We start from the raw sequence: 13,324 nt of genomic DNA on the forward strand, positions 1-13,324 counted from the left end.
CGTCGAAGACGTGTTTTTGTTTTTCTGATTTAAGCTTTATTCAAGATGCAAAATTTTAAAAGTAAAAATTCACGGAAGGTTGAATAGATGTTAAATAAGTGAAACACAACTGTCGGATTGTTTAATAACTAACGGGCGGGATTCAGTGTTGTCACGCTTTCAGTACGGTGGTTAGCTGAACCTAACTATATGAATACAATAATTAAGTGATGACTTTTAGTCTGTCAGGCAGTGTGCAAGTGGTGGAGAAGGGAAATCGAAGAAGAAATGATATTTCTGTCTGGGATTTTTATTATGTAAGGCGGTATTTTTAGACAGAAGAGCTGTGCTTGGCCTGACGACAGGCGACAAATTGGATGAAATCATCAATGACAAGTGGCTTAGCGTAGAAATAGCCTTGCGCATATTCAAAACCTTGATTGAGCAAATAGGTCTCCTGATCCAGCGTTTCGACGCCTTCAGCGATGACATCCATGTTCAGCTTATCTGCAAGGTATTTGACCACATTAAAGATGGCCTTGGCATCGTCATCCCCAGGCAGCACCTGAGTAAACTGGCGGTCAATCTTGATTTGGTCAAAGCCATAGGTGAGCAGGTATTCAAGCGAAGCAAAACCAGTACCGAAATCATCCAGTGAAACCGTTACGCCAGCATTTTTCAGCCAGTTTCGCACCTTGTTGGTGGAATCGGTATTGATCATCTGAGAAGACTCAGTGATTTCGATATCCAGGCTCTGCAGGGGCACATCATTGTCTTCTGAACAAGAAAGCAGCTCTGCAATAAACCCGTCAGAGGTAAGTTGCTGGGGGGAAACATTGACACTGAAGCGGAAGTTGTCCGGCAGGTGATCAAGGATCTGGCTGATATCGTAAAAGGCACGTCGCATGATCTCCCGTCCCAGTGCCACAATCAGGCCAGTGCGTTCGGCTTCTTCTACGATATCGACATGGGCGACATTCTGTTGTCTCTCGTTGTGATTCAAACGCAGCAAAGCCTCGCAGCCAATGACCAATCCGGTTTTCATGCTGACTTTGGGTTGGTAATGCAGTGTGAACTCTTTGGTTTCGATAATGCGCTGCAGCGCTTTTCGCACGGCTTCACGGTTGGTTCGTGCCATATCGGCATCTTTATCGTAAAAACGCACACAGCGTCGTCCCGCTTCCTTGGCAATATAAAGGGCGATGTCGGTAGCATGCAGAAGTTGTCTCGGCGTGTGGCCATTTTCAGGGAAAAAGGCGACACCGATAGACGAGGAAATCCACTGGGTGCTGGTGATGTCTTCACGCACAGGTGTATTGAGTAGCGGTGTCAGCAAATCTTCCACGCTCTGCTGGTAACTCTGGGAGGGGATAATACAAACGAATTCATCTCCACCGGTGCGGCTGATGGACGCTTGTGGCAGTTGTTCTCTCAGCGCACGGGCAAATCTTACCAGCAACACATCTCCTTCCTGGTGCCCGTTGGCATCGTTATAGCCACCGAAGTCATCAAGGTCGAACGACACTAATGCAAAAGGATGCTCGTGATTACATAGGGTGTTGAGTTCCGAAAGCAAAGCCCGGCGGTTGGAAACATTCGTGAGCGGGTCGATTTCAGACAGGGCTTTGAGTTCGGCTTTGGCACTTTCCAGCTCTCGCATGTAGCTGACTGCCTGCTGCACGGAATTGTTGTAGGCGTGAACCAGTAAGCCAAACTCGTCGTTTTCATGGCCGTCTATCTTCAACAGTCTGGCGTTTTTCTGTCGCTCAAGCTTGGCGTTCTTATCAATAGAATCAATGATTTTGGAGAGTGGTCGCCCAATCTGATTGTGGAAGAGGATGGTCAGGATGATGGCAATAAGCAGTACTTCAGCCATGGTAGAAAGGCAGATGGTCCACACCAAATCGTAAAATTCGGCCTCAGAGGTGTGGAAGTGCACTGTGCCGACCAGATTCCCTACATGTTGGTCGATAAATTGACTATCGCGATAGATTTTGAACGTCAACGGATAGGAGAGAACAACCGTTTCATCGACAGGGAGGACCACACTCAACCACTCAGGAATCAAATGATGATGAGGTTGCTCAATGGATGCCACGGCATCGTCATAGTTGTCGAGAATGGCGACAGCCTGAAACAAATGGTCGCCTTCGAAGCCTTTCAGCAGCGAATGCCCTTGCGCAGAATCGAGGTTGAACGCCGCGTAGGCTGCGCCGTCGAGGATGTTTTCCAACTGCAGTTTGGCGGCCAGTTCTTTTTCAGTATTGAGGTGGTTGAGCTGAACCGACGCGATAACAACACTGATCACCACGCCGCCAATAATGCTCAATAGCATCACTGAAGCGACAAATCGCCTTAGCAGGGGTGCTTTGGTGCCGAACAGCTTTGAGGTCATAAATCCCCGTTATTCTCTGGCGGCTCGACAGCAGCACAAGACAGTGTGAAGGTATGTTCAGGGTCGTCCTTGGAGCAGATTTTATAGAGGGTGCCATCGTTAAGAAGCGTATGGTAAGCCTTGCTCATTCGGTCAATCACGACCTGATCTGACCCTAAGCTGAGAGCGAGGTTCAAAATCAGTGGTTTATCTGGGTCCCCAAGGTAGAAATACGCTTTCAAATCATCATTGCGATTTTCGCTGTAGGCATACACAGACCAAAGCCCTGTGGCGTAATCGCACTTACGGTTTTGCAGCAAAGAAAGGTGCTTCGCAGGGCGGGCAATGCCGCCGTTGTCGGTTGGAATGGCTGATAGCGTTCCCCGTAAGGTGAACAGGTTTTCGTCGGGCTTAAAACCTTTATTTACCAAGTATTGATAGGAGTAAGTTTCTAGCTCTGAGCAGACACGGAAATTTTTGGCGTGGTCCAATGAATCCCCTTGCAGTTCAGAGCGGCTTTTTAAGCCTATCAATGAAGAACGTTCGAGTGCGTACAACTGGCCAACCCAGTGGAAGAGATCTTTGCGCTTTTCAGAAAAAGCCATGGAGAAGATGGCGACGTTTTTTTCCTTTTGCGCGGTTTTGTAAGCCCGTGCCCAGGGCATGACATCAATGGGTGAATCAAACCCAGCCTCGTCCAAAATGGCTTGGACCATGTCAACTGCACGACCGCCAAATTGCCCTTCTTCATCAATGACCTGAAAGGGTGGAAGTGTTTCAGATACCACCCGAAGGGGTTGTTCCGCAAAGGCTATGGCTGCCTGACTAAACAAGCCGAGGGAAACGTAAATTCGTCGCATAATATCCTGTAAATCAATCCATTGGCCGCGAACTAAAATCGCCTCAAACGACCTTTTCAATTTGTGTCAGTGCATCTGGCACACTCGTCTTTACGTGTATATTAAGTAACCTCAAGATGGCTGAGTGTCTTATTTTTGGTACTTGTCAGGACTTTTTTTACGACTCGTTTTAAGTGCGTGTTGCATATGCCTTGTGCGCAAGCCATCCCATATTGAAATCAGGGGAAGAAATGAAATCTATATTGGGGATACCCGTTCTTATTTAGACAGCCGCTTAGAGGAAGAAATTGATTGAATAAATGGATTTATGCTCTGCTTTCCTGCTATTTGGTTTTCCTACCTCCTGTCTTAGCGGAGGAGACCATTGGCTTTTCCGAACTGTCCGAATGGCAGGTGAAAGCGTTTAAGAATGAAACCCGATACCGTTTGATTGACGACGCATCGTTTGGTGGAGCTGTGCTACACGGGGAAAGTCAGGATGCTGCTTCAGGCTTAATCATGGAAAAGGAAATCGACCTGTTGGCAACGCCTTGGATGAGTTGGCAATGGAAAGTTGATACCTTTCCCACCACGGACAATGAGAAATTAAAAACGCAGGATGACTTCGCCTGGCGGATTTCGGTGACTGTGGTGCCGGGCATGACCATGATGAGCAGCAGAACCATTGTTTATGTCTGGACACCAAACCAACCGGAAAACAGTTTCTGGCCGAATCCATTTGCGCCAAAACGATTCAAAATGTTGGCAGCGACCTCGGGTGACAGGAAAAACGAATGGGTCGCAGTTAGCCGGAATGTGCGGGAAGACTTCCAGCGCCTTTTCGGGAAAGACTATCAAACCCTCTCTGTGGTTGCTGTAACATCTGACAGTGACAATTCTCAATCTGAAACATCCGCCTATATTACGCCGCTGACTTTCTCTGAAACCCCTTAACAAACAGAGCGTTACAAGTTCCGCTTGGCACTCGGGAAATCTCTACTTTCACATGTACACTTTCTAGTTTACTTTTTCTGTTTGCTGAGTATGATATGCGCCTCTTTAGGCTGCTGCGAAAGTCTTCCGCGCTCTTCTTCGCCCCTTCCGCAATTGCGCCTCCCATTTTTATTGCTCCTATCCGGGAGCATCTGGAAGCAGAAGTATGTTCTCGTTAAAACGTGTGCTTGCTGGCAGCTTGCTGTTGTGTTCAACCGCGAGCTGGGCTGACTCATTTTCCCTCCCTATCTGGAAAGAAGAGGCCGAAGCATTAGGTTATGTCTTACCGAAACCGTTCGGGTTTAACGTGAGCTATATGAGCCTGGAACAGGGCATAGCGGTGGATTCAATTGGGTTTGAAGGGTTGGTGGCGAAGGTGCCGGAAATGACTATTCCAACACTGCCTTTTCTTCCTGACATCGTGATTCCGGGTTTTGATGTCCCCATCCCACGCGACATGATCGATATTCAGGCGGCACCGGGAAGACAAAAAAGCGAAGTGCTTTCTGTTCGTGGCGATGTCTGGCTTTTCCCTTTCTTAAATGTATATGGTCTGGTGGGTAAGCTAGAGGGTTATTCAGAAACCAGCGTGACCGTTGGCGTTAAAGGTTTTGATAAGCGCAGCGATCCCATCGCATTCAGACTCGATTTGGATGGTGATTTGTATGGCGGCGGCATTGTGTTGGCCGGTGGTTATGGAAACTGGTTTGGTCTTGTCGATGCAAGCTACACCAAAACCAACTTGACCGTGATTGACGGTGCGATTGATGCCTATGTGGTGTCACCGCGCATTGGCTACGACTTCCACTCAAAAGGCGTTCCTATGCGCCTTTGGGCTGGAGCCATGTATCAGGATGTTGAGCAGTCATTGTCAGGCAATCTTTCAAGCCTTGACTTGCCTTCAGGCCTTTCCGGTTTGTTAGGAGCAGTGAATCAAGACGACGAGGGGCGTTTCCATGTCGAACAGCGTTTGACGACCCCCTGGAACCCGATCATCGGTATGCAATACCAAATCTCGCCGCATTTATATCTTCTTGGTGAAGCGGGACTTGGCGATCGCACCAGTGTGTTCTTCTCAATTGATATGCGTTATTGAGGGGAAACATGAAAGCGATGACATTTTTGGCGTTGCTCACGCTGGCATTGCCAACCTTGGCACTGGCTTCCGAGGCTGACCAACAGGATTGGATAGATAAGCTTCTGACAGAGCTGGGCTCGAGCGAGACGATCAATGTCGAAGAGGGCATTGATTGGGGCGTGCTGCCGGGGCCATTTGTGAACCCAGAGCAAGGCATTGGCTTTGGTGTGGCCGCTGTGGGTCTGTATGCGCCTTCAGACTGGGTTGAGACCACGCCTTATTCCACCGTGGCGGTGAAATCTTATGTTTCTACCTCAGGCTCCTATGGTCTCGGTATGGAAAACCGCACCTATTTGAATGGCGATACCCTTCGTTTGTTGGCAGATGGATGGATCAGCCATGCGCCGGGCTATTACTGGGGTATTGGCCGCGATGCGGCGGAGAACAGTGATAACAAAACCGAACAGCAGGCGCAGATCCTGAAACTGTCTCCGAAGGTGTCTTATCAATTCCTGTCAGAGTCTTACATCACTGTCGGCTGGGATTTTCAGCGCCTGACTCATCAGGAGTCTGATGGGCCGATTTTGTCGGGCTCAGCGCTGGATGACGCCATCAGCAGTGGTGCTGTGATGGTACTGGAGTACGACAGCCGGGATTTCGAACCCAATCCGGAGCGTGGCAGATTGGTCAGCGCCGAGTGGGTGTCTTACCGAGATGCGTTTGGCTCCGATTTCAACTACGACAGATTCACGCTGAATTACCGAGAGTACCAGCGCTTGTCGAAAGACAGCATTCTGGCGTGGGATGTATATAGCCAGGGCGTGACAGGTGATGTGCCTTGGTATGCCTATTCCGAGCTTGGCAGCGACAAACGTATGCGTGGCTATTACATCGGTCAGTACCGCGACCGCTATCAGCTTTCCGCGCAGATGGAGTGGCGACACCAATTCAATGCCCGACACGGCATGGTGACTTGGGTGGGTGCGGGCAACATCGCGCCGGATGCGGACGCATTGTTTGATAACAGTTGGTTGCCAACGGTGGGTATTGGCTATCGCTTTGCCTTTAAACCTCGGATTAACGTGCGTTTCGATTTTGGTATCGGCAAAGACAGCAGTGGGTTCTATTTCCACATTAACGAAGCGTTCTAAACAACAATCATGATGGTGAGCTGAGTGAAACCTTTTGGTCGCCGCCTGTTAATGGGTGGTCTTTTTCTGAGTGTCAGCAGTGTGGCATTGGCCAACGCACCTGTGGGTGTTCGCCCTTGCTGCGCCTTCGGTAAAGATTTAAAAGCACAGGTTGGCGGTGTGCCCGTTCCCTTCTTTTCGGTGGGCAACGTGCTGGAAGCAAAAGGTGTTGGCAACCACCAATACAATGATGGTTCGCAAGGGGTTTCCAGCAGTTTGCTGGGGATTGGCGAAGAGCATAATGGGCTTATCTTCACCCAAAAAGGCGGTTTTATTGATACCGCCCATGTGCGTGACACGGCAGATTTCACCTATTACCTGTTCAACGAAATCCGCTATCGCATAGGGACAGACGCAGAGATTCCACTGCCCGCAGAACTTCGCGACCGCGTCATTGTTTTGAAGCGCAACGACGCCCCGTTAAAGGCGCAGGAAAAGCATGAAATCGCGGTGGATATCGCCGGTGTCATGGCATTTCGTCTCGCCCAGTGGCATGAGATTGCGCAGTGGTTCGGCTTGGTTTCAGTGGCGGGTTTCAAAGAGCTCGCATCGGCTTACTCGCCGGAAGATCTCTACTCCAATATGCTGGGCGCCAAGCTTGCAATGTCCATCTTGCGAGAAACACCCGATTTGACGCTGGTGGAATTTGGCGAGGCCATGGATACCGCTTTTGCAGAAAAGCTGTCTGCGCTGGAAGCTGCGCCAGAACGTGAAACTTCTAGGCGTATTGAAGCGCTGGACGGGAAATGGTGGGACAGCACTAAGCGGTTGCCAGACAAATGGGTGCTGCTGCATCGTGACTATCATCTTGCCTTGTCTTTAACACCCAATGGTGTGGAAAACGGGGAGTGGCAATCACTGGCTGTTGAGTTGGTGAATGGTGAGTTGCTTTCAAACTGGGCGCAATTTGAAGCAAGGGCGGCGAGAAAAGAAAACGCATTTAGTGTGTTGCCGGATAGCCTGAAAGTAAAAACAGTGTGGACAGAATCTGACTTTCAATCGTTGGCGAATTTCGCAAAAGCGGTGGATGAAACAACCTGTCCCTAGTAATTTCAGGTTCTCTAAAAATACAAAAAGGCGACATTATGTCGCCTTTTTGCTTTTCTGCTGCTGAAACTATCAAAACAGCAGAAATGATCCCCAGGTGATCACCACCAAAAGCAGCGCGATAAACACCGCAGCAGACCCAATATCTTTGGCTCTCCCGCTCAGCTCATGATGCTCTGGGCCGATGCGATCAACAACCGCTTCGATGGCAGAGTTAATCAGCTCTACAATCACCACGATAAACAGCGATGCCACCATCAAAAGTTGTTCAACCTGAGTCACAGGCAGAAAGAACGAAAGGGTGGTCATCACGATCAACAGAACCAATTCCTGTCGAAATGCCGCTTCATTGTTCCATGCAGCGCGAAGTCCCTGAAAGGAGTACCCGGTGGCATGCAAAATGCGCTTCAGGCCAGTCACATTGGGTTTCATCTATGGAAATCTCAGGTTCTCGAACAAAGCGTTATTTTGCGCGTGAATAAGAGAAATATCCATGCTTTTAGCTGATTAACTTTGTGCTGCTTTTTACCGAAATAAGTACCAAATCAACGTGAACCGAACAGCTGCAGTGTGTTTTTTGTTCACTATCACTGATGATTTAAGTCTGGCTTCGAAGAAGCCAGTAAAAAGGACAATTTCTCTAAGCACCCACAGGTCAATGGAGCCTGGATGTCGGGTGCTGCATTAAAAACCTCACTTAAGGACAAAACCATGTTCCAACAAGCAGTAAAATGGACGCTCTATTTCTTCATGATCTGTGTGGTTGGCTTTGCACAGGCCGCCTCAGACAAATCTCTCAATGCCTTACTCAACGCCGCAGGCGTGGATGAGATGGTGAACCAGTTCCCGGCAACGGTGAAACTGGGTATTCTCGAAGCCCAGCAACAACAGGGCGCGTTATCAGAAAAAGAAGTCAACGCCATGTTGCAGGCTGCAGATGAAACCATCGTGCCGGCTAACATCCTTTCCGGCATTCGTCAGTCCCTTTCTGGCGCTATGGATGATGAACAAATCGCGACGCTGATGCGCTGGTATGAATCCCCGCTGGGGAAGGCGTTTACGGAGGCTGAGGCAAAAAGCGGGACGGAAGAGGCATTCGCCGCTATGTCTGCTGAGGCTCCGGTTTTGATGAAAAACCAGCAGCTTATTGCCCAGGTACAGAAAATCGATCAACTGCTCAATGCGACCAATATTACCGTTAACTTTTATGAGCAAGTTCAGTTGGCGATTTTTGCGGGGTTGATGTCAGCACTTCAACCTGATGTCCCATTGGATATGGACAACATGAAACAAGAGCTGGGTGCGATTCGTCAGCAATCCACTGCTAACGTGCAGCAGATGGTTACGGTTTCTCTGGCTTATGCTTACAAAGACTTTACGGCGGAAGAGTTGGATCAATATATCGCGTTTCTTTCCACGCCTGATGCAAACCGTTTCAACCAAATTGCGGTGAAAAGCATGATCAATGAGCTGGAAGCGAGCTTTATGGCATGGGCGAAAAGAGTGGGAGCAATAACGAAGGAAAAATAACCTTTTCTCGAAACAAAAAACGCCGCGATGAGCGGCGTTTTCTTTTTGCTGAAATCAGCGGTTACTTAGCAAAGTTCTCTTCGAAGTACTCGATGATGTCGTCAGACTCATACATCCACTCGACCGTGCCATCGTCCTGCTCGATGCGAAGGCAAGGTACCATTCCGCGGCCACCTTCAGTGACCAACTCCTGGTAAGCTTCTCTGTCCGCACCTACATCAACCAGTGCCACATCAAGATTCATCATCTTCAGTGCCGCACGGACTTTGAGGCAGAAAGGGCAGTAGTTTTTGTGGTAAAGGTTGTGAGCATTTAAATCAGGCATACTTCTTCCTTTTTTATTGTGAATGGTCTTGCTCGGCATAAGACCCGTGTTTTTGAATATTTTATTCATTGCTAAAGTAATAAGTTTCATCACCACGGAATCTCTTGTCCTTGGTAATTCAGAAAACGTCCACTGTCTTTCGCTTCAAGCCCTTCCAACACGGCATAAAGTCCCTGTGCAGATTCTTCCGCTGAAATGAGCGCATTTGGTCCACCCATCTCGGTTTGCACCCAGCCAGGATGCAATGCGATAGCGATAATGCCCTGTGAAGACAAATCGTTGGAGAGGCTTTTCACCACAGAATTGAGCGCCGCTTTGGACGATCGGTAGATATAACCGCCCCCTGAGGTGTTTTCCGCCATGCTACCCACTTTGGACGAAACTGCTGCAAAGGTGCCTTTGGCTGCTAGAAGGTGGGGATAAAAGGCTTGTGCAATTTTGAGTGGCGCAATCGTGTTGATTTCCAGCACCTTGCGCCATTCATCCATGTCGGTATTGCCAAACCCATAGCCTTTGGGACCATAGTATCCGGCATTGTTGAGGATAAGGTGGAACTGCTTATCCGAGAGCGACTGGGCCAGCGCATCAACTGCGGCGTGGTCTGTGACATCCAGCGTATGGATACTCAGCGAATCATATTTCGTGGTGAGCGAGTTGAGCTCTGCGGCTTCGAATGGCTGACGGCAGCAGGCATCGACGTGCCAGCCTGCGTCGAGATAACGTTGAGTGAGTGCGAGTCCAATACCGCGGTTGGCCCCCGTGATGAGCATGTGTTTGGTAACATTGGCCATCGTCATTCCCTAAGCTTGGGTATCAAAGTGATGGCCATGGTAGCAAATTCTCAGCAAAACAGACTTTGCTGTCAGTCCCTTTTCATCGAGAGCGTCAGCGCGTAGCGGTAATGCGCGGCGTCGAGCAAGAACTCCGGATGCACACTTGGACTCCAGGAATCATCGCCCCCAACACCCATGTGGTAGCCATCAATGCGCAGATAGATATGATCGTCTGGCACCAACGCTTCCTGATGTTTGGCCTCAGTCAGACTTTCCTGACTGTAGCGGCTGACCGAGAAATGGAACATGCCTTCAATCCGAAGATTGTCGATATCCAACTGGCGAACATCACAACGTAGCCCGTTCTCTGAAGGAAAAATGTAAGGCGTGTGCATGTCGTCGATGCTGGCGAAATAGCGGCTCACCATGGCGCCGGCTTTACGGTCAGGGTAGTTCTCGAAAGGTCCGCGACCAAACCAAGCCACAGAGTCAGTGAGCGGTAGAGCCAATTCCAAACCAATCCGTGGAAGTGACGGTAAATCCTGCGCGACATTGACATCGACGGTCAGCGCGATAGTGCCGGAAAGGTCGACTTCATAGCGCCAGAGCGTGCTGATCACCATAGCTCCACCGATGAAATAACCATGGTGGGAGCGGATTTGCACTGTATCAGACAGCACATCGACGGTGTTGAACAGATTCTCATGGCGCAAATCAAACAGGCCGGATTGCTGCCACTTTCCAAGCCAGGCATTGGGGTCAGGACGGTCTGCTTCGCTCGCGCCGATATCATTGTCGATAGGCGGGCGGATAAAGTTATCTTTTGGCGCATCAAGAAGCTGTTCTTCGCCTTCAATCAACCAGCGCACCAAATGGCCACTTTGCTTGTCGAAGTCGAGTTCGAAGTGATCGCCTTTGACCGTCCAGTGGTCTGGCTCATCAATCACATCAGGCAATCTGTCCGGTGCCAACTCAGGTGATTGCAGTGCGCGGTAAACCGGCAGCACCAATTGCCCCCAACCGATAACGGTGCCTTGCGGCGCCCAAGGCTCATCAGAAGAAAGCACGACCTCAATATTCAGGAAATACTCCTGATTGTGCTTAGGGTACGGCAGGGATTTTGCCAATTCTACCTGTGCCGTTTTCCCCGCCAGCAAATGCAAGGCTTTTTCGCCACTGGTGATTTGCTTGCCATTGCCTTGAATAGACCAACGCAGCGTCAGATTCTCAGGCGCATGGAATTGGTATTCATTGGCAAGCGAGACAACCAGAGGATACGTCCCGTCCAGTTTGTAACTGAAACGTTGCTGGTGGAATTTGGCTTCGAAAGCGGTAGGGTGCGGTGTTCTGTCAGGGAACATTAAGCCGTTGATGCAGAACTGGCGATCGTTCGGTGTGTCACCAAAATCACCGCCATAGCACCATTGACTACCTTGATCATCTTTCCGTACCAGTCCCTGATCGACCCAATCCCAGATAAAGCCACCCTGAAGACGGGGATAGCGCCGGAAAGCTTCCCAGTACTTATCGAAACTGCCAAGACTGTTGCCCATGGCGTGGGCATATTCGCAAAGGATCAGCGGGCGGTTTTCATTCGGTAGGCCAATCCACTTGGACAGCGCCCACTTTGGCAGGCCGAGGTCTGTCTGATCTTGCTCCACGCGTGCATACATGGGGCAGATGATGTCTGTGGCCGCAGTGTCAGCACCGCCACCTTCATACTGTACGGGGCGGCTGGGGTCGCGTTGTTTCACCCACTGGTACATAGCGTGGTGGTTATTCCCAATGCCGGATTCATTACCGAGAGACCAAATGATGATACAAGGATGGTTTTTATCGCGCTCCACCATACGGGTGACACGTTCAGTGTATGCACTCAGCCATTCCGCGTTGTCAGAGAGCTGGCACATCGGCACCATACCGTGGGTTTCGATATTGGCCTCATCAACCACATACAGCCCAAGTTTGTCGCACAGGTTGTAGAACGCAGGATGATTAGGGTAATGCGAGGTGCGCACGGCATTGAAGTTGAATTGTTTAATGAGCTTGAGATCTTCTTCAATGTCTTCGACGGTTTGCACGTACCCTTTTTCGGGGTGGAATTCATGGCGGTTCACGCCGCGGATCAGAGCCGGGAGGTCGTTGATTTGCAGCAGGCCGTCGCTGATACCCACTTGTCGGAAACCCACGTTGCAGGCTTCGATATCAATAGGTTCGTCGTTCTCGTCCAGCAGCATGACGACCAAACGGTAGAGGTGCGGGTCTTCATCGCTCCAAAGCCTTGGGCAGGAAACGATGAGTGAATGTTCGCAGCGATCTCCCCATGCGCCACGTTCGTCAATGACGCGTTGACCGGATTCTGCAATGACGAGTCCACTGAGGTCCGTGCCTTCATCAAAAAGCTGAATAGCAACTTTGTTGTACTTGCCTTCAAGCTTGGTGGTGACATTCAATGTGCCGACATGGTGGGTCGGGTCTAGCACGGTGTGTACTGTAAAATCGGCGATTTGGTGTTTGGGCTTTTTACGCAGAGTGACATCGCGGAAGATCCCGCTTAGCCACCACATATCCTGATCTTCTAAGTAGCTGCCATCACACCAGCGCAACACCACTGCAGTGATCTGATTCTCGCCCAGTGCGACGAAAGGGCTGAGATCGAATTCGGCAGGCAGGCGACTGTCCTGGCTGTATCCGACAAAATGGCCATTGCAGAACAGGTAAAACGCCGAGCTGACCCCCTCAAAGCAAATCAGGGTTTGTGCATCCAGCCAACCATCATGCAACTGGAAGGTGGTGCGGTAAACGCCGGTTGGATTTTGGTCTGGCACCTTGGGAGGATCGACCTCAAAGGGATACTGCACATTGGTGTAGATCGGAATGTCGGAGGTGTCTTCCAATTGCCAGTTTGAAGGCACGGGAATCGTACGCCAACTTGCATCATCAAACTCTCGGTTTGTGACCTCTGAAGGGACAAGTTCTGGCGAATCAAAGAGAGAAAATTGCCAGTCACCGTTCAGGGAAACGCGGTGTCGTGAGACGGGAATTGCGTTGTATTGATCATCCAGCGCTGCTTCTACGCTCGGATAAGACGCCATGGGGCAATGTGCCGGAAGGCGGTTAAGCTGCGTGACGGCGGGATTTTCCCATTGGCGACGACGGATCAATTCTGCAAATCGGGTCATGTTGTAGTTCTCAA

11 protein-coding genes are annotated in these 13,324 nt (G+C 50.0%); 5 read left to right on the forward strand and 6 right to left on the reverse strand.

What is annotated here, in order from left to right; translation table 11 throughout:
* Nucleotides 1-310: 310 nt before the first annotated feature.
* The gene (locus tag D515_RS05235) at nt 311-2,374 is read right to left on the reverse strand and encodes a putative bifunctional diguanylate cyclase/phosphodiesterase (RefSeq protein WP_002536695.1); all 2,064 of its coding nucleotides are present in this window, start codon (nt 2,372-2,374) and stop codon (nt 311-313) included.
* Nucleotides 2,371-3,213: a substrate-binding periplasmic protein gene (locus D515_RS05240; RefSeq protein WP_002536697.1), complete on the reverse strand. Its 843-nt coding sequence runs from the start codon at nt 3,211-3,213 to the stop codon at nt 2,371-2,373. The genes D515_RS05235 and D515_RS05240 overlap by 4 nt, the downstream gene beginning before the upstream one ends.
* A gap of 291 nt (nt 3,214-3,504) precedes the next feature.
* Between D515_RS05240 and D515_RS05245 the strand changes: the two genes are divergently transcribed.
* The 4 genes from D515_RS05245 (at nt 3,505) to D515_RS05260 (ending at nt 7,500) form a co-directional block, all read left to right on the forward strand.
* Nucleotides 3,505-4,146: a DUF3047 domain-containing protein gene (locus D515_RS05245; RefSeq protein ID WP_002536699.1), complete on the forward strand. Its 642-nt coding sequence runs from the start codon at nt 3,505-3,507 to the stop codon at nt 4,144-4,146.
* Between the two features lie 205 nt (nt 4,147-4,351).
* A complete protein-coding gene (locus tag D515_RS05250; protein ID WP_002536700.1) occupies nt 4,352-5,281 on the forward strand; it encodes a hypothetical protein in 930 nt (309 codons plus the stop codon).
* An 8-nt stretch (nt 5,282-5,289) separates the two neighbouring features.
* Nucleotides 5,290-6,414, forward strand: coding sequence for a BamA/TamA family outer membrane protein (locus D515_RS05255; protein ID WP_002536701.1), 1,125 nt, complete (start codon nt 5,290-5,292; stop codon nt 6,412-6,414).
* A gap of 51 nt (nt 6,415-6,465) precedes the next feature.
* Nucleotides 6,466-7,500, forward strand: a complete 1,035-nt coding sequence (locus D515_RS05260; RefSeq protein ID WP_039849663.1) for a DUF4056 domain-containing protein — start codon at nt 6,466-6,468, stop codon at nt 7,498-7,500.
* A gap of 72 nt (nt 7,501-7,572) precedes the next feature.
* On the opposite strand, the gene D515_RS05265 is transcribed toward D515_RS05260, so the two are convergent.
* Nucleotides 7,573-7,932, reverse strand: a complete 360-nt coding sequence (locus tag D515_RS05265) for a diacylglycerol kinase (RefSeq protein WP_002536704.1) — start codon at nt 7,930-7,932, stop codon at nt 7,573-7,575.
* A gap of 237 nt (nt 7,933-8,169) precedes the next feature.
* Between D515_RS05265 and D515_RS05270 the strand changes: the two genes are divergently transcribed.
* The gene (locus D515_RS05270) at nt 8,170-9,030 is read left to right on the forward strand and encodes a hypothetical protein (protein ID WP_002536706.1); all 861 of its coding nucleotides are present in this window, start codon (nt 8,170-8,172) and stop codon (nt 9,028-9,030) included.
* Between the two features lie 61 nt (nt 9,031-9,091).
* On the opposite strand, the gene D515_RS05275 is transcribed toward D515_RS05270, so the two are convergent.
* The 3 genes from D515_RS05275 to D515_RS05285 all read right to left on the reverse strand — a co-directional run bounded on the left by D515_RS05275 (nt 9,092) and on the right by D515_RS05285 (nt 13,310).
* Complete coding sequence (locus D515_RS05275) at nt 9,092-9,355, reverse strand: glutathione S-transferase N-terminal domain-containing protein (RefSeq protein WP_002536708.1); 264 nt, start codon at nt 9,353-9,355, stop codon at nt 9,092-9,094.
* An 89-nt stretch (nt 9,356-9,444) separates the two neighbouring features.
* A complete protein-coding gene (locus tag D515_RS05280; RefSeq protein ID WP_002536710.1) occupies nt 9,445-10,146 on the reverse strand; it encodes an SDR family oxidoreductase in 702 nt (233 codons plus the stop codon).
* Between the two features lie 71 nt (nt 10,147-10,217).
* Complete coding sequence (locus D515_RS05285; RefSeq protein WP_002536712.1) at nt 10,218-13,310, reverse strand: beta-galactosidase; 3,093 nt, start codon at nt 13,308-13,310, stop codon at nt 10,218-10,220.
* Nucleotides 13,311-13,324 lie beyond the last annotated feature (14 nt).

Origin of the sequence: Grimontia indica, from assembly GCF_000333895.2 — a bacterium.
Lineage (GTDB): Bacteria > Pseudomonadota > Gammaproteobacteria > Enterobacterales > Vibrionaceae > Enterovibrio > Enterovibrio indicus.

Coding starts and splice junctions, on each gene's coding strand:
- D515_RS05235 (WP_002536695.1), bottom strand. CDS start 2,374: ATGACCTCAAAGCTGTTCGGCACCAAAGCACCCCTGCTAAGGCGATTT.
- D515_RS05240 (WP_002536697.1), bottom strand. CDS start 3,213: ATGCGACGAATTTACGTTTCCCTCGGCTTGTTTAGTCAGGCAGCCATA.
- D515_RS05250 (WP_002536700.1), top strand. CDS start 4,352: ATGTTCTCGTTAAAACGTGTGCTTGCTGGCAGCTTGCTGTTGTGTTCA.
- D515_RS05255 (WP_002536701.1), top strand. CDS start 5,290: ATGAAAGCGATGACATTTTTGGCGTTGCTCACGCTGGCATTGCCAACC.
- D515_RS05260 (WP_039849663.1), top strand. CDS start 6,466: ATGGGTGGTCTTTTTCTGAGTGTCAGCAGTGTGGCATTGGCCAACGCA.
- D515_RS05265 (WP_002536704.1), bottom strand. CDS start 7,932: ATGAAACCCAATGTGACTGGCCTGAAGCGCATTTTGCATGCCACCGGG.
- D515_RS05270 (WP_002536706.1), top strand. CDS start 8,170: ATGTCGGGTGCTGCATTAAAAACCTCACTTAAGGACAAAACCATGTTC.
- D515_RS05275 (WP_002536708.1), bottom strand. CDS start 9,355: ATGCCTGATTTAAATGCTCACAACCTTTACCACAAAAACTACTGCCCT.
- D515_RS05280 (WP_002536710.1), bottom strand. CDS start 10,146: ATGGCCAATGTTACCAAACACATGCTCATCACGGGGGCCAACCGCGGT.
- D515_RS05285 (WP_002536712.1), bottom strand. CDS start 13,310: ATGACCCGATTTGCAGAATTGATCCGTCGTCGCCAATGGGAAAATCCC.